Origin of the sequence: Staphylococcus sp. HMSC069E10, assembly GCF_001809205.1 — a bacterium.
GTDB lineage: Bacteria > Bacillota > Bacilli > Staphylococcales > Staphylococcaceae > Staphylococcus > Staphylococcus hominis.
Genome location: NZ_KV796495.1, coordinates 132,654 through 150,083, shown reverse-complemented (window position 1 = coordinate 150,083; position 17,430 = coordinate 132,654). Strand labels below are relative to the sequence as shown.

At 31.8% G+C, this 17,430-nt stretch carries 15 protein-coding genes and 3 pseudogenes; 9 read left to right on the top strand and 9 right to left on the bottom strand.

Translation table 11 applies throughout. The features are described from left to right. Positions 1-260 precede the first annotated feature (260 nt). From HMPREF2561_RS10025 to HMPREF2561_RS10010, 4 genes are all read right to left on the bottom strand, one after another. Positions 261-602: a nucleotide pyrophosphohydrolase gene (locus tag HMPREF2561_RS10025; protein ID WP_002454574.1), complete on the bottom strand. Its 342-nt coding sequence runs from the start codon at positions 600-602 to the stop codon at positions 261-263. Then, positions 595-2,325: a DUF2075 domain-containing protein gene (locus HMPREF2561_RS10020; protein WP_019834676.1), complete on the bottom strand. Its 1,731-nt coding sequence runs from the start codon at positions 2,323-2,325 to the stop codon at positions 595-597. The genes HMPREF2561_RS10025 and HMPREF2561_RS10020 overlap by 8 nt, the downstream gene beginning before the upstream one ends. A 1,379-nt stretch (positions 2,326-3,704) precedes the next feature. Next, entirely contained in the window at positions 3,705-5,630 is a 1,926-nt protein-coding gene (locus HMPREF2561_RS10015; protein ID WP_002485723.1) for a heavy metal translocating P-type ATPase, read from the bottom strand. A gap of 329 nt (positions 5,631-5,959) precedes the next feature. Then, positions 5,960-6,286, bottom strand: coding sequence for an ArsR/SmtB family transcription factor (locus tag HMPREF2561_RS10010; protein ID WP_000391495.1), 327 nt, complete (start codon positions 6,284-6,286; stop codon positions 5,960-5,962). A 206-nt stretch (positions 6,287-6,492) separates the two neighbouring features. Between HMPREF2561_RS10010 and HMPREF2561_RS10005 the strand changes: the two genes are divergently transcribed. Beyond that, a complete protein-coding gene (locus HMPREF2561_RS10005) occupies positions 6,493-6,852 on the top strand; it encodes a ZIP family metal transporter (protein WP_001631039.1) in 360 nt (119 codons plus the stop codon). 111 nt (positions 6,853-6,963) lie between these two features. Here the strand turns inward: HMPREF2561_RS10005 and HMPREF2561_RS10000 are convergent. Continuing rightward, positions 6,964-7,302, bottom strand: a pseudogene (locus HMPREF2561_RS10000) (recombinase family protein); the annotation flags it as partial. Between the two features lie 8 nt (positions 7,303-7,310). On the opposite strand from HMPREF2561_RS10000, the pseudogene HMPREF2561_RS09995 reads away from it, so the two are divergent. The 8 genes and pseudogenes from HMPREF2561_RS09995 to HMPREF2561_RS09960 all read left to right on the top strand — a co-directional run. Continuing rightward, positions 7,311-7,940: pseudogene (locus HMPREF2561_RS09995) on the top strand (hypothetical protein); the annotation flags it as partial. Positions 7,941-8,127: 187 nt separating this feature from the next. After that, a complete protein-coding gene (gene ccrA, locus HMPREF2561_RS09990) occupies positions 8,128-9,489 on the top strand; it encodes a cassette chromosome recombinase CcrA (protein ID WP_070468755.1) in 1,362 nt (453 codons plus the stop codon). After that, positions 9,486-11,114, top strand: coding sequence for a cassette chromosome recombinase CcrB (gene ccrB, locus HMPREF2561_RS09985; RefSeq protein WP_001631035.1), 1,629 nt, complete (start codon positions 9,486-9,488; stop codon positions 11,112-11,114). Before ccrA ends, ccrB begins: the two co-directional genes overlap by 4 nt. 500 nt (positions 11,115-11,614) lie before the next feature. Further along, a complete protein-coding gene (locus HMPREF2561_RS09980; protein WP_002485722.1) occupies positions 11,615-11,965 on the top strand; it encodes an SAUGI family uracil-DNA glycosylase inhibitor in 351 nt (116 codons plus the stop codon). A gap of 86 nt (positions 11,966-12,051) precedes the next feature. Next, positions 12,052-12,363, top strand: coding sequence for a DUF960 family protein (locus HMPREF2561_RS09975; RefSeq protein WP_070468753.1), 312 nt, complete (start codon positions 12,052-12,054; stop codon positions 12,361-12,363). A gap of 17 nt (positions 12,364-12,380) precedes the next feature. Next, positions 12,381-12,884: a DUF1643 domain-containing protein gene (locus HMPREF2561_RS09970; protein ID WP_070468750.1), complete on the top strand. Its 504-nt coding sequence runs from the start codon at positions 12,381-12,383 to the stop codon at positions 12,882-12,884. 13 nt (positions 12,885-12,897) lie between these two features. After that, on the top strand, positions 12,898-13,119 hold the full coding sequence (locus tag HMPREF2561_RS10905) for a hypothetical protein (protein ID WP_070468748.1): 222 nt from the start codon (positions 12,898-12,900) through the stop codon (positions 13,117-13,119). Between the two features lie 280 nt (positions 13,120-13,399). Then, positions 13,400-13,897, top strand: a complete 498-nt coding sequence (locus HMPREF2561_RS09960) for a GNAT family N-acetyltransferase (RefSeq protein WP_070468745.1) — start codon at positions 13,400-13,402, stop codon at positions 13,895-13,897. A 338-nt stretch (positions 13,898-14,235) separates the two neighbouring features. Here the strand turns inward: HMPREF2561_RS09960 and HMPREF2561_RS10945 are convergent, their stop codons facing one another. The 4 genes and pseudogenes from HMPREF2561_RS10945 to HMPREF2561_RS09935 all read right to left on the bottom strand — a co-directional run bounded on the left by HMPREF2561_RS10945 (position 14,236) and on the right by HMPREF2561_RS09935 (position 17,355). Then, on the bottom strand, positions 14,236-15,429 hold the full coding sequence (locus HMPREF2561_RS10945; RefSeq protein WP_070468743.1) for a restriction endonuclease subunit S: 1,194 nt from the start codon (positions 15,427-15,429) through the stop codon (positions 14,236-14,238). 46 nt (positions 15,430-15,475) lie between these two features. Next, positions 15,476-15,568, bottom strand: a pseudogene (locus HMPREF2561_RS11060) (hypothetical protein); the annotation flags it as partial. Between the two features lie 104 nt (positions 15,569-15,672). Further along, on the bottom strand, positions 15,673-16,152 hold the full coding sequence (gene rlmH, locus HMPREF2561_RS09940; RefSeq protein ID WP_049382267.1) for a 23S rRNA (pseudouridine(1915)-N(3))-methyltransferase RlmH: 480 nt from the start codon (positions 16,150-16,152) through the stop codon (positions 15,673-15,675). A gap of 420 nt (positions 16,153-16,572) precedes the next feature. Continuing rightward, positions 16,573-17,355: an MBL fold metallo-hydrolase gene (locus tag HMPREF2561_RS09935; protein ID WP_029376799.1), complete on the bottom strand. Its 783-nt coding sequence runs from the start codon at positions 17,353-17,355 to the stop codon at positions 16,573-16,575. Positions 17,356-17,430: the final 75 nt, after the last annotated feature.

Below are 17,430 nucleotides of genomic sequence, written 5' to 3'. Positions count from 1 at the left end.
CTACGGATTTTCGCCATGCCACGAAATTAGGCATATGTTAGCCAGTTAAGGGAACAACGACATGATAAAATGGTAATTAGCTATATTTTTCTAACTTTGCAACAGAACGGATCCACAACTGTGTGATGAAGAAAAACAGGAGGTGTGATTTGATGTTGATAAAGTTTAAATTAAAATACTCTCCACCATGCCCACACGAAAATGTGTAGGTAATATGAGGAGTTTCTGGGATTGATAATTTTTATTTGAAAACCAAATTTCTAAGACATTTCATTATACTTAATTTTGTTATCTTTACTTTTTGCTATAGGATACTTCTCCGCGTTCTTCACTAACTTCTTACGGATAATATCATTGATATCAAAATTTAAATTGTCTGCTAACATATAGCTATATATTAAAACATCTGCTATTTCTTCAGCTAACCTTTCACGATTAGTTTCTACTACTTCATCAGATGTTTTCCATTGGAATAATTCCAATAACTCAGCTGCTTCTAAAGTAATGGACAATGATAAATCTTTCTCATTATGAAATTGTCTCCAGTTACGAGCATCTCTAAATTTATTAATTTCTTTCACAATATCATTAATTTCATCCATTGCTCTCATCCTTTGCTGCTATTTTTAGCGCTTCTCTTAACTGATCATCTACAGCATAAATATATAAGCCATTTACACCACGTGTTAATAAGACATTTAATTCATTCTTCAAAAGCATTTCTGAAAAATACTGTTTTGATCCGTCTTTTAACGTTCTTCTTTGCGTAGCTTTTTTATTAGCACTCTCACTTTTGTCAAAAATAATTTTACCATTTCTATATTTAACTGAAGGTCCTATAATGACGCCCGCAAAGTTTAAATCTAAACCTTGTATAGTAAATGTTGAACCTATTTCATCAATTGTTTGATCTTGCTCAACCCACGGTAAGCTAACTTGATTTCTATTAGCTTTTAATTGATAATTCCAAGGCATGGACCAATTTCCGATTTTAACTCTCCAAAAGTCTTCATGATTAGGCGGTTTGGTTCCATACTTCCAATCAAATGTAGCAAGCATTCGTGATATACCACTATCTGTATGTGTAGCTTTTATCTTAATAGCTTTTTCTAACTCATCTGGTGTATCAAAGATTTTAATATCATATCCTAATTTATCTTTAGGTATAGAATTTATTACTTGATAATCAACTAAGTTTCTGATCCAATTAACAGTTGAAATATCACTATTTATACGCATTTGATTTCTCAATGTTACATGATTACTATTACTTTTGGCTTTATCAAAATATTCATTCAACTTATCTACTTCCCAAATTTGTTCAGTAGTAAGAACTTGTTTTATATCAAATACAATTACCACAACCTTGGCTCTCGCCAATAAATCATCTAAATGATTTTTACCTTGATAACTTTGCTTCCCTTGAGTTAAAAGTAAGTGTGCTTCATCAACAATAACTACATCTACTTTTTCATCTGATGAGTTGTTATTAATAAAACTAGTAGGTTTTTGAACAATTTTATTTTTTTTATTAGCTATACCTAATTTAGAAGCTATTTGACTATATATAGAAACATGCTCATTATGGTTAACTAAAAGATGAATATCTAAATTTTCATCTAAATCCAAATTGTATTTTCCTAGTTCATAAAGTAATGTACTCATTAGAACTGTTTTACCTGAGCCCGCTTCTCCTTCAACAATAATTAATTGTCCATCTTCATTTAAAAGTATACTTTCTTTAATTTTAGTTAGTATTTCTTCTTTAGCATTAATTTGTTCTTGTGTCAATTTATGAAATGGAGATGCTTTGAATATAGCTGAATCTTTAATAATACTTTCTATAGGAAATAACGATTTATTTTTTTTATTTAAAGATCGCCATATTTCAGAGAATATTTCATCAAGCATTTCCGATGTATAATATTCATTTTGTTGATTTGTTCTACTATTATGAACTCTAGATATATTCTCTACACTCAACAAATACTGCATTAATCTATTTTCAATATCGAGAGTCAAAGATTTATTAAATAATTCATGACCAATCACATACATTGATGATTTTTTTGATTCAGAAAAATCTTCCCAAAATGATTTCACCTTCGTATCAGCATTTAGATGCTGTCTTGTTCTATTTCTTATATCAGCTGTTTCTCCCACATAAACTTCAAAATTATTTTCACTCTTTTTGTCATTAATGATATACACAGTCGGATATCTCAATAAAAATTTCCCATTTGCTGAAATATTCCACTTACGTACTGAGTTATCTAAATCCTCTAGTGAATAGTTAATATTTTCTATTTTTAATAAGTTTCCCATTATATCACCTATCAATTTCTCATATATACGTCTCTATTTTATCAATTTTATGCTAAATTAATATACTTTTTTATTTTTATTGAGAAAAAATTGTAATCATCGAGATAGTATACTGTGTACATGGTACTCAAGTTACGTCAATACCTTAAACCGTCCAACTGTTGCAATTGATTCTCTAACGATTATTCACTTTGATTAGTCGCAATTTTATTTAATAATCACCTAAAAATCAAATGAACATCTGATCTAATATATCTATCTTGTGAAGTGTCATATAATATTAAAGAAGAACTAATAACTCCCTAAACAATCTTAAACACAAAATTGCTTAACATAATATCTACATGTTTTTCTTAATACACTAAAAACCTTATCCCTTATGGTACGTTTCAGCGTATCGTTTTATACTGGGGTTTTTATAATAATAATGGTCCTTACATTTTCAAAGACTAAATTCACGTGTAGACATATTGAATGCGTCTTATTAGGGTCTAATCTAATCAAACAAAAATTTAAGAGAGAAATCATATCTACAGGTTTTTTAACCAGAAGATTATTTTGATCTATTTCAAAAATTTTCAAACCGTTCTTAAAAGTGTATTTTTATAAACGTATGATAAAAGAGAAATTTTAGTCGCTTACTTCGTTTCAAGATATTACTGATACAATAAGGTTAAAAAATCGGTACATTTAACAGAACAAGTGTAGGTATTATAATAAACGTTTTTGATTTTGATGAAAAATAAGCTGTTCAATTTTTGATTGAACAGCTTTACCTAGTTATCCTTACTTTTATTCTTTTACCCTCAAAAGGCGGAGAGCATTCAGTATTACAATAATAGCAGCTCCTGTATCACTTAATACGGCCATTCATAGTGTAAGTATTCCCAAGAATATCAGAACAAATGCCGCCAACTTTATTGTGATGGAAAACCAGGTGCGGTTGGGAAAATCCCCTTCCTGCGATTACCGTTCACAAACGCCCAAAAAGAGCAACTGGCCCTTTTAGCTCTGGGACTGTCTTGGCATAGAGAAGGTAAAACCTTTCCCACTTAAAAGAACGGAAAAAGACGCTCTGTCCTGGCATTATCTTTGGCTCGACGCTTGCCCCCATACGGATATTAATCGTTTCGAAACTTTTAATACAGTCAATTTAACTTTTGAATGTAAACTGGCTGCCTTAAGTCACTGTTTATGATTTTATGCTTCCCATGCTCTTTAATTGCTTATTTGACCGCCCGTATGATAAAAACGGTATGCAAGGCATTGTTTTTACTCATAACATCTTTATTAGATTGCTCTGTTTTTTAGTGTCCAATGTTATGGGAACATTGTAGAATCCACACTTCAAAGTTCATTCATGTCAATCGATTCGTTCATTATTTAGATCTTAATAATCGAAGTCCATTTAGTATAACAACTAAAGTACTTCCTTCATGAACAATTACACTGATTGTAATATCAGTTAATCCTAACAAACTAACGACAACTAAAAAGGCAACAACTGCCATTGAAAAAATAATATTTTGCCTAATAACACGACCCATATTTGAGGAAATTTTATGAGACTGTACTAATTTAGATAAATTGTTCTGCATTAAAACCAAATCAGATACTTCTACTGCCACATCAGTACCGCCCCCCATAGCTATACCAACATCAGCATTAACAAGGGCCGGTGCATCGTTCACACCATCTCCAACCATGGCAGTAACTCCAAATTTTTCTTTTTGTTCTTCTATAATTCTGGATTTATCTTCAGGCATTACATTAGCGATAACTTCGTCTATTCCCAATTGTTCGCCTACAGCTTTTCCCGTCATTTCCGAATCACCAGTAATTAAAGTCGTGTGGATACCAAGTTTCTTAAAGTAATTAATTGTTTCTTTAGCATGCTCATTCGGAATATCCATTAGAGCTATAATCCCAATAACTTCTTCATTTTCTGCTACGTATACAACCGTCTTTCCTTCTGATGCCCAATCATGATTGAACTGGGTATACTCTTCAGAAGCACTTTCAAAAGAAGTAGGCTTACCAATACGATAATTTTTTCCATTATAATCTCCTGTCAGACCTTTTCCAATTTGATTAGTAACTTCGATGTCTATTTTATTTTTAACTTCAAATTTTTCTAAAATAGCATTAGCGAGTGGGTGATTGGATTCCTTTTCAAGGGCGACTATAATATCAATAATATTTTCTTCGTTCACAGAATGAGTGAAATAGTAATTTGTTACTTTAGGTTCTCCGTTCGTAAGGGTTCCTGTTTTATCGAAGGCAATTGCATCTATATCCGCTAATTGTGATAGGTAAGTACTTCCTTTTGAAAGCACGCCTTTTTTAGCTAGGTTAGATGTTGTAGACAATGTTACAGATACAGTAGCTGCTGCCAAAGCACACGGTGAAGCTGCGACTAAAAGCACTAATCCCCTGTAAACACTTTGCGACCATGTCCAATCAAATAGAAAAGGAGCAAGTAACATTACTAATGGTATTGCGATTAAAACTATATTAACATATTTAGGCTCGAATTTTTGAATGATACTGGCAGCTTTTGTTTGATTATCTTGGTTTTGACTAACTAATTGTAAAATTTTAGAGAATACAGTATCCTTGTTTTCCTTAGTGACTTCCATAGTAAAAGTACCTGTTCCATTAATCGTACTTCCAAAAACTTCGTCACCCTTAGACTTCTCTTTCGGTATACTTTCTCCATTAATAGAAGATTCATCAATTGAGGTAGTACCGGATAAAATAATCCCATCAATTGGAACTTGATCACCGTTCAGCACTTGGAGTTGATCTCCAACTTTTAATTCACTGACATCAACAATTTTTGTGTTTCCATCAGGTAGGATTAATTTAGCTGTCGTTGGGTTCATTTCGAGTAGCTTAGTAATTTCTCTTTTACTTTTTCCTTCAGCGTAATCTTCAAGAAAATGAGCGCCGGAAAAAATAAGTATCAAAAGGGTTCCTTCCCAAAAACTCCCTATCAGAGAAGCCCCGATTGCAGCTAATCCCATTAGAATATGAGAATTAGGAGTGAATTTTCCCTTTAATTTAGTATTTTCAACTGTCTCTCCAATTCCTTCGAGAATAATTACATGGTAGCCGGCTGTGATTGTGGCAATTGAAAATAAGATGTTTTGTATTAATAAATTTGCATCACTTAAAAAAAGCCCAATTATAGCCAACACTAAGCCAATAAAATATGAAATAATTGGCATTTTTCCGTGATCATGATCATGACTATGATCGTGGCTATGACTTTCGTGTGCTTGTTGCTCTTGAATATTTTTCATTTCTATCACCTTTCTAAATAAATATGATATATCGGGTTCCAATATATTCGCAGTAAGCTTTACTAAACCAGGACGTTAATTGACCACATCCAAACTTTTTGTATCCAATAATACATCCTATGAATTTATCAACCGTATTCACTAACCCTCTCTGCTACACCCATCTCACTTTCCTTCGAGATATCATACAACGCTTTCCATTCTGTTTTTTTGTTTTCCATATCCATTGCAAAACCCCCTTTTCATATGCCTATAATATTTTTATATGATCATATAACAATATTAATGACGTGAATTATTATTAACACTCATTACTGGTTTACGGAATACTAGTGATGACAGGCGTGATCGATCGCCTGTTTTAGCATATTCATAGTATGTTCATCATCATGGGAATAAAACAATGTTGTGCCTTCCCTTCGGAATTTTACTAACCGTAAATTTTTCAAGAACCGCAATTGATGGGAAACTGTTGATTGTCTAAGATGTAGCGTTTCAGCAATACCGTTTACCGAATACTCCTTATAAAAGAGCAAATGGAGAATCCGGATTCTCGTAGGATCACCTAACGCTTTAAATGTTTGCGATACGACAAATAATGTTTCATCATCTAAGTCCTTATTATTTACTTCCTCTAATTCCTTTTTTTCTTCCATTATCCTTCCCTCACTTTAGGTTTCAATTCAAAACCTTATATATAATAATCACTATTTATCTACATATATTAATATATGTTCATATATATGATATAACCATCTGAATAAAGAGTCAAATAATATTTAATATGAATTCATATATTTTGTTTTGATTTTTTAGAGTAAAATAAACAAAGCCTTTTTAAGAATAGTGGGATGAGTGCAGTATGGATGATCGGGCGTTAGCTTCCGCACTTGGAATTGGTGTTGGCGGTGGACTCGCTTGGATAATGGAAGGTTTTCAAAGTGGTCATGGCTTTATTTATTCATTATGTGCAGGCCTTATAATTGGCTTATTATTTTTTGAAATGATTCCGGAAAGTATTGAATTAGGCGGGTGGGTAATTTTACTCGGTGGAATAGCAATAGGCTTAGTATTATTCCAATCCATTCATCTATTAATGGATAAAATTACAATTATCACTAATAGTCATCAAAAAGATATTTTCGTTCGATCGGGGGTACTTTTAATTATCAGTATAGCAATTCATAATTTCCCTGTTGGCAATATTCCTTTATTTGTGTAATTTGACCATTAATACTAAATTTATCAATGTCTTGAGAAATTGTTGAAACTCTAACATAACATCCTACAGATTTTCTTTTCATTTCTTTCATATTTTTCATCCTTTCATTAATTAAGCAATCGATGATTGCGTAGCTTGGTTTACAATGTTTAGCGGTTCATTTTTGAAATAGATTCCCACAAGGCTTTTGTTTTTAGAAATATGAATTTCATCAATATATCGGTATAACATGCTTAACGTGAAGTGTTGTTGAATTACATTTTCAAAAGACCTTTGAATTTGTTGCTCATTTATTGATAGTGTTGGTTTTGATTGTTGAAGTAACGATTGAGATTGTTTTCTGAACGTTTCTGCATCGATGGCTCCTTTAGCTAATTTATCTATCAATTGTTCTTGTGTAAGTGTGCTCCTAGTTTCTAGGGCCTTTTGTTTTTTGATCCGTTTTTGAATTACATCATTGGTTTAAAGCTAAATTGAACAGTGAAACAAACAATACAGGTATTCGTATGTTTAAGCGTTATGCAGTCATTACAACATCTGCGAAAATATTAGGTCGTGTTTTAGCTACAGATATTGATATCGCTAAAATCAGAGACTACTTTATTGATTATCATGCTCATACAGTCTCTGAACGATCACTGGCAGATAAAGCGATCGAAGTCATTACTCAATTTGTAGCACAAAACCGTGGTAAATTTTCTGATGATACAGCGTTAAAGAATATGTTCGAGAACTATGGACTAATTGCCTTAAAAGATAATCATATCGAAGTCAAAATCATTGCGTCTGTATTTAAAAATATGTTGTTAGAGCATCACTTCCAAGATGTTAATAATGTTGTTAATGCACTAAGGGATAAAGGATTTATCGAATCTGACCATGATCGAATTACAACAAAAAGAACAGTCAAAGATGGCAATGGCAAAAAACAGTCACTTGTCTTTTACCATTTAAAGCTAGATTCAGAATATGCGTCTATTTTTGGTCTAACTAAAGATGCTGAACCTATTAAAGCTGAAATTAACTTGGATAACAAAAAGATACTTGAATCATGGAAAAAACAGAATGATGATTTAATTGATTTTTAATAACTTAAAGATGAAATCGTACAGGAGTGAATAAAATGGATGAATTGATTGAATTACTAGCTGATTTAGTTGTTGAAGAAATTAATCATGCTGATGACTAATAATAACGCCCAACACCAGCAGGTGTTGGGCTCATCTATAAATTCGTTCATAAATATATATTATCACTTTGGAAGGAGGAAATACGATGAAACAAGCAATAGGTTACTTACGACAGAGCACTACAAAGCAACAATCCTTAGCAGCACAAAAACAAACCATCGAGACATTAGCCAAAAAACATAATATTCAATACATTACCTTTTATAGCGATAAGCAATCAGGACGCACTGATAAGCGGAACGGTTACCAACAAATTACTGAACTGATTCAACAAGGACAATGTGATGTATTATGTTGCTATCGCTTGAACCGACTACATCGTAATTTGAAAAATGCCATACAATTCTTTGAAATTTGTAAAAAGCATCACATCACAATCATCAGTGTTAACGATGGATATTTTGATTTGTCTAAAGAGTTTGATTGCTTTCGTTTGAACATACTTATGAGTCTAGCGGAAATGGAATCAAACAATATCAGCGAACAAACAAAAAATGGGATTAGAGAAAAAGCCAAACAAGGTAAGCTAATCACAACTCATGCTCCGTTTGGCTATCGTTATAGAAAAGGTTGTTTTGTTGTACAAGAAGAAGAAGCGTATACAGTTAAATCGGTTTATCGCTGGTACTTACAAGGTCTAGGCTACAAAAAGATTTCCCAACATTTGGATAGTAATCCTAACCTTATTCCTCGTAAGCCCTATCAAGTTAGAAATATTCTCTTGAACCCTAACTATTGCGGTCGTGTCATCAATAAATATGGCACGTTTAATGATATCGTTCCACCTATTATTGATATTGATACATTTGAAGAAGCACAAGAGCGTCGTATTCATAAACAACTCAATCGATCCAATTCTAGAAATAAGCTAAAGCGACGAATCAAATGTCCTTACTGTCAATCAACATTAACAAACTTAACGATAAAAAAAGAGAACTATTCTCTACGTTACTATGTTTGTCCTAAAAATATGAATGACGCTTATCGTACATGCCCATTTAAAAGTATCAATGCACCAGAACTTGAAAGTGAAGTGCTCGACACTTGTAAAAAGTATTTTGAAGAACAATCGTTTCATAAACGATTGAATAACACAATACTCAAAGTCCTAAAACAGCAACAAATGAAGCATAAAGAAACCCATCTAACACAAGAACAACTTATCGAAAAGCTAGCTCAAAATCGTATTGATGTAAAAACGTTCAAACGTTTATCTGCTAGTTGTAAAAGTGAAGAGAATTACTCTACTTATTCAACCTACCAAATCGATGACAAATTAAAATATGTCATAAAAAATAAAATAACTTTACAGGATATAGCACCTTTTATCGATTGCATCAAAATAACTCAAACTAAACAATTACAAGGAATCTACTTTAAAAACAGTCCACTCAATATCGTTGAACAATCACATTTAATAACTCCTGAAAGGAATGAAGTAATATGAAACAACTCAAAAAGAAACGTATTGGATTATATGCACGTGTATCGACTGAAATGCAAACGGATGGTTACAGTATTCAAGGTCAATTGAATCAACTTACAGAGTATTGTCAATTTCAAGGCTATGAAGTCGTCAATGAATACACCGATCGTGGTATATCAGGTAAAACAATGCAACGTCCAGAATTACAACGTATGTTAAAAGATGCCAACGAAGGTAAATTAGATTGTATTATGGTCTACAAAACAAATCGTTTAGCTAGAAATACCTCAGATTTGTTAAATATTGTCGAGGAATTGTATAAGATTAATGTCGAATTTTTTAGTCTAACTGAAAAAATAGAAATTGCCAGTTCAACAGGTAAATTGATGCTCCAAATTTTAGCCAGCTTCGCAGAATTTGAACGTAATACGATTGTAGAGAATGTCTACAATGGCCAAAGACAACGTGCTATTGAAGGTTATTATCAAGGTAATTTACCTCTAGGCTACGATAAAGTACCTGACAGTAAAAAAGAGCTCATGATCAATCAACATGAAGCGAATATTGTTAAATATATTTTTGATTCATACGCTAAAGGTCATGGTTATCGTAAGATTGCGAACGCATTGAATCATAAAGGTTATGTGACTAAGAAAGGGAAACCTTTTAGTATTTCGTCCATTACCTACATCATCTCAAACCCTTTTTACATTGGAAAGATACAGTTTGCGAAGTATAGACACTGGAGCGATAAAAGACGAAAAGGACTCAATGAGGAACCGATTATCGCTGATGGTAAACATGCGCCTATTATTGATAGAAACCTATGGGATAAAGTACAGTTTAAACGTCAAGAGAGTCGCAAGAAACCACAAGTTCACGGCAAAGGAACAAACCTACTGACTGGGATTGTAAAATGTCCGAAATGTGGTGCAGCAATGGCGGCAAGTAATACAACTAATACATTAAAAGATGGCACTAAGAAAAGAATCAGATATTACTCATGTAGCAATTTTAGAAATAAAGGTTCAAAAGTTTGTTCTGCCAATAGCGTTAGAGCAGATGTACTAGAAAAATATGTTATGGATCAGATATTGGAAATTATCAAAAGCAAAAAGGTATTGAAGCAATTGGTTGAAAAGGTAAATGAAAAAAGTCAAATAGACGTCTCTTCTTTGAACCATGATATTGCCTATAAACAGTCACAATGTGAAGAAATAAAAGCAAAAATGCATACATTAACGAAAACTATTGAAGACTCACCTGACTTAGATAGCGTATTAAAACCAACAATACTTAGCTACCAAGATGAATTGAATCAAATAAATAATCAAATCTATCAACTAGAACAAGATAAACAAGCAGAAGCTCCACATTATGATGCTGATATGATTGCGAATGTACTACAAGCAATATTCAAAGATATAGACAAATTAGAGAAATCTCAGTTGAAATCACTATATCTAACAATCATCGATCGCATTGACATAAGAAAAGATGAGCATCATAAGAAGCAATTTTATGTTACGCTCAAGTTAAATAATGATATAATCAAACAACTATTTAATAACCATCCACTCGACGAAGTGCTCCCTAGCACTTCGTCTTTATTTTTGCCACAAACTTTATATATAACTATTGAATAAACAATAACTACACTGCTATTCTTTCACTTATTTTATCTAACCATTTTTAGAATTCTCTTTATCAATTTCAATAACACTTATCTAATGAAACAGTCATTGCCGTCATTTTTTTCATGACTACACAATGCTTATATTGAAATTGCTAAAGAACATCCCACAATGATTTTTTACCGGGAAAGGAATGGGATTTGCAGATTCGAAGAAGCAGAAGGATTGTGCAAGCACAATCCCAAAATCCCGTTATTTTTTATAAATAAATAATATATATAAGGAAGCAGAGACACAACCCTATCATCAATACTTATAAATAATGAGTTGATTGTTCGTCAAAATGAGTGGGATTCCGGGATTTCCTTGTTACACCAACATTTATCACGGGTTTTTATATGGAATTTTCTCTTATTCCCACCGGGATTCGTAATAAATAATAAATCAAATATATATTATCCCAATGATGTATATCAACTACATCACTATCACACTATCTAGGAGGCAATGATATGAAAACAACCACTCAAGAACTCAAACAATATATAACTCGTCTCTTCCAACTATCTAACAACGAAACATGGGAATGTGAAGCACTTGAGGAAGCAGCAGAAAATATTCTACCGGAACGTTTTATTAATAATTCTCTACTTGCGCATCTCACACTCAACACTTATACCTACTACAATGATGAGCTACATGAGCTAAGTATCTATCCATTTCTTATGTACGCCAATGACCAACTCATCAGCATTGGTTATTTGGATCATTTTGATATGGACTTTCTCTACCTCACAGACACTAAAAACACGCTTATCGATGAACGTCATTTACTAAAACAAGGAGGGAATCACCATGAATAATTGGATCAAAGTGGCACAAATATCTGTTACAGTCATTAACGAAGTGATTGACATTATGAAAGAAAAGCAAAATGGAGGAAAATAGTATGAACATCAATCGATATATCACAAGAGGCATTAGTGAACACCTATCTCTAGACCTTCAAATCTTACTTTGGAACATGGTAAAAGAACGGGACAATCAACCTCATACAGATTACCTACACATTTTTAAACTGCAAGAAGATGAAAATATATTGTCAATCACACATGAACAAGAACAACCCGCATACAAATTGGAATATAGCTATACAAACTATATAAAAAATCAAAATACATTACCTAAGAAAGTCTACGTCATTCGTGAAGATGGCGTAGACGCTTTTTATTATGTGATGCTTTTACCAGAAGAATACTAAAGGAAGTGATTATATATATGAATACAATTAAAAATACGATATACACAGAAGCTATATTTAGCAAGGATGAAAAACACCGCTATTTACTCAAGAAAACATGGGATGAAAAGAAACCCGCTTGTACAGTGATAACGATGTACCCTCATTTAGATGGTGTATTATCACTCGATCTCACAACTGTTCTTATCCTCAATCAATTAGCGAATTCAGAACGATACGGTGCTGTATATCTTGTAAATCTATTCTCTAATATTAAAACCCCAGAGAACCTTAAACATATTAAAGAACCTTATGATAAACACACAGACATCCACTTGATGAAAGCAATTAGCGAAAGTGACACAGTGATTCTAGCTTATGGTGCTTATGCGAAGCGACCAGTTGTCGTCGAACGAGTTGAGCAAGTGATGGAAATGTTGAAGCCTCACAAAAAGAAAATTAAAAAGCTTATAAACCCAGCAACAAATGAAATTATGCATCCGCTTAATCCTAAAGCACGTCAAAAATGGACATTGAAATAAAGGAGGATTATCTATGAACCATAACACTACACAATCAGATTGGCGAATAGTTGCTAGTTGTTTAGCATCGCAAAATTATATATCGATTGTAAAAGGCCTAGTACATCACTTCACAGCAATTGAAGATGAAGAAATACTTGATAAAATCTATGACGATTTTATGAATGATGACTCTATAACAACGGTGCTTAACAATGATTTACAGATGATTATTAACCAATACCTATCAAAATGAATATCATACTACTTACAATAAAAATAAAGCATCCTTCACTTTTTCGGTGAGGGATGCTTTATTATTTATTTTTTTATTGTTACTATTAATATTTTTATTCTTAATCCAAAAAATGTGAGAATTTTATAGGTTTCATAGTAAGAGTAATAAATCGAGAATAATAAGAAAATGAGAATTAGTATGTGATGAATTGTTAAAATAAAGTGTTCACAGTGATGATGACTTATTCGTTATTTATATTTATAATGCAAATATATATGAAAATTTTGGGAGTGGAATTATGAAACTAAGAGCATTAGAGTATAGTGATTTACTTTTTGTTCATGAATTAAATAATGAATATTCTATTATGGCTTATTGGTTTGAAGAACCTTATGAATCCTTAACGGAACTTCAGTATTTATTTGATAAGCATTTATTAGATGAATCGGAAAGACGTTTTATCGTTGAAGATGAAAATCAAGTCGTAGGTATTGTTGAATTAGTAGAAATTAATTACATCCATCGTAATTGTGAAATACAAATAATTATTAAACCTGAGTTCAGTGGTAAAGGTTATGCAAAATTCGCATTCGAAAAAGCGATAAGTTATGCATTCGATATATTAAACATGCACAAAATTTATCTATATGTTGATACAGATAACAAAAAAGCTGTGCATATATACGAGTCACAAGGATTTAAAACAGAAGGATTACTCAAAGAGCAATTCTATACTAAAGGTAAATATAAAGATGCCTATTTTATGTCATTATTGAAATCTGAATATATTTTATAGCATAAAAAACAACTCATATATTCACTTAGGTAGATTCAAACCTAAATTACTTCTAATAAAATTAAAATGGGTTTCACTCGAATGTCCGTAAGAGGAATAAATAAAGTTAAAAGAGAATTTGGATTTTTATTAATGGCATTCAATATAAGAAAAGTAGCGGCTCAACCAGCTAAAAATAATCAAAAAATTTATAAAAAAAGACAATTTCAAAAAAGACAATTTCTATTGAATTAATATAGAAATTGTCTTTTTTATTTATTCAGAAACTTTATATCCTGGACTCGCTTTCATAATATTACCTCTATTTTAACACTTTACATAATAGGACTTTATCAGTATTAGATAAACATTCTTTGTAGTAAGCCTTGCTTACGTTGTTTTAAAAAATCAATTTTCTTAGATTGGTTTTCAATTAATTTATCTATTTTAACTAAAAAATCTCCAATTTTTTGTTGTTCTTCAAGAACTGGAATATGTAATTTTAATTTTTTTAACTTACTAAAATACATATACGTTCTCGATCCTCCTTGCTTTTGCATTAAGGCGTATTTTTTAAATTCATTCCCATTATTAAGTATTTCTTTAAGAAAATAATTATCTAAATCATTAGTTGTTTTAAATACTGGATATAAAGTACTTACGATTCCTTTTTGTACTATGTAATTTATATTAAATTTAAATATTAAGTCATCACTCATATGTCTATAAGTAAAATAACCATAAGGAACTACATTATAGCCAGTGTTATCTTTAGAAGCTACATCTCTAGTAAAATAATCTTTCTGCAAAAATAATCCTTCCCTTGATGAAGTTAAAACAGGATATTGATTATTCTCAGTAGTTTTTTCATCATAAGGAATTATGTAATTTTCTAAATAGTTATATCTCCAATTCGGAAAACCATAGCCATTCTCGTCTTTAAATCTTAATTCTTGAGAAAATAACTTTTGCATATAACCTTTCTTTTGTTGCTCTAATAATTCTAATTTCTTCTCTTCCAACTCAATTTGTTGGTCGAGTTTGCTAAAAAAATACCCAATCTTTTCTTGTTCTTTAATTGAGCCTTTGTATAATCTAATATTTTTTACTAACTCCCAATCAGCACGTGGCATTTTTGAACCTGCGGATTTGTTAGTCACACTGCTAAATCTATTAGTTTGTATAAAATAATAAAGAAACTTGTTAACTAGGACATCTTTATTTAGTGTATTTAACACCCATATTTCCGATGAACATACACCATCTATTGTGGCATAGTAGTATTTATTTAAATAAGGTCTTAGCTTGCTATATAAGACATTATCCTTTTTAAATTTATTCTTTTGACTTGTAAAGTCATTAGATATATATGTATCAAGTAATCGACCAGTATTTTGCTCGATACTGTCTAATTCAATATCTTTTGTAGCTTCTTCTTTTTTAGGATCAAACTTTTTACTTTTGTTAGTTACAACATCACCCAATAAATCATAAGACCATTCATTTTTAAATTCTGGAAACCTGAGTTTTGGAGTATTAGTTTGTTCAGTCATGTTTTAACACTCCTGGTTTTTTATTGAAGCATATAATGATTTCTGATTTTAGATTATGTATGTTTGTTCGTTCACAGTCTAAGTTCTCAAATTGTTGAAGCACTTCATTTTCTAATGCATATTCACTTTGATAAGCCATTCATTCATCCACCCTAAACTTAATCTTTCTTTAAATATATCAAAATTTAATAATAATTAATATTGCATACTTCATTTTTAAGAAACTAATTAATAAAAACCGCATCACTTATGATATGCTTCGCCTCTCATAATCTTAAATGCTCGATACACTTGTTCGATTAAGACGACGCGCATCATTTGGTGTGGGAAGGTCATTTTGCTGAATGAGAGTGCGTAGTTGCTGCGATTTAAGACGTCTTGATGGAGTCCGTTTGATCCTCCAATGACGAAGACGAAGTCGCTTTGTCCTTGTGTCATGCGTTGTTGTAGTTCTTTAGCTAAACCTTCCGATGACAACATTTTACCTTGTATTTCTAATGTAATAACGGTGGCTTGTGGTTTAATTTTGGCTAATAATCGTTGTCCTTCTTTTTTTTTGACTTGTTCAATCTCTTTATCACTCATATTTTCGGGTGCTTTTTCATCTGGTACTTCAATCATCTCAATTTTAGAGTATGCCCCGAGTCTTTTTTCATATTCAGCAATCGCTTGTTTCCAGTATTTTTCTTTTAATTTGCCAACAGCTAAAATAGTAATCTTCATTATAGGCCTCCATGTTGATAATAGTTATTCGACTTATCCACAAGTTATCAACTTGTTAACAGAATTCCCTCTAATTATAACAGTAATGTATATAAATTCTGTGGAAAATTTAAGATTTATCTACAAAAAATCTCATTTGTGCATCACTTTTGTGGATAAGTCTGTGTATAATGTGAGTATTTCTGTGTGTATTATTCACAATAGTGGATAACTTTCTTCAGATTTGGGGATAACTTCACGACCGTCTTTTATATTTATTCACAGATTCTAAGTAAATCACTTTAATTATCCACTTTTTAATGAATATTCATGTATAGTCCAAATTGTTAGATCATATCTTTAATTTTTCCAAAAAAAGAGCTTAATAAAAACCTCATATTCCCTTAAGATTTTCATTAAGCTTCATACTTCTTTTCAATTTTATAACGTGTAAATCGGTGTCGCTTGTGCTTTATCTGTGTCACATAACAATACTTCTTTTTCAGTATCGATATCATGTTCATTTAATACTTGTCCGACGCTCATTCGTGCTAAATCTTTCATATTATTATCACGAGATAAATGTGAAAGATAGATACGTTTCGTATTACCTGTAATCACATCCGCCATCGCATGTCCTGCATCTTCATTTGACACATGTCCCATATCACTTAAAATACGCTGTTTCGTCTTCCAAGGATAACGACACATGCGTAACATATCCACATCATGATTACTTTCAAACATAAATGCGTCACTACCTTGAATCATACCTTTCATTCGGTCTGACACATAGCCGGTATCTGTAATCATCGTAAATTTCTTATAGTTATTATGGAAAATGTAAAATTGTGGATCAATCGCATCATGAGAGACATTAAACGATTCTATATCAAAACCTGCAATAGATTTTGTTTCATAGGGATTGAAAATAAATTTTTGATCCATCGGAATTTTATCATCTTTTTTTTCAATCGCTTTCCAAGTTTTTTCATTCGCATACACTGGTAAACCATATCGACGTGCAATGACGCCAAGTCCTTTAATATGGTCGCTATGTTCATGTGTCACTAGGATGCCATTCAGATTCTTCATATCCCTATCAATCTGACTAAATAAATCTTCCATCTTTTTACCCGTAAGACCGACATCTACTAAAAGACTGCCTTTCTCACTTTCTACATAAGTCGCGTTTCCTGTACTACCGCTTGCTAATACGCTCATTCGAATCAAGATGGTTCATCCTTTCTCATTATCTTAAGTTTTAATTATTTAGAGTGCCTTCAGTCTAATTATTTT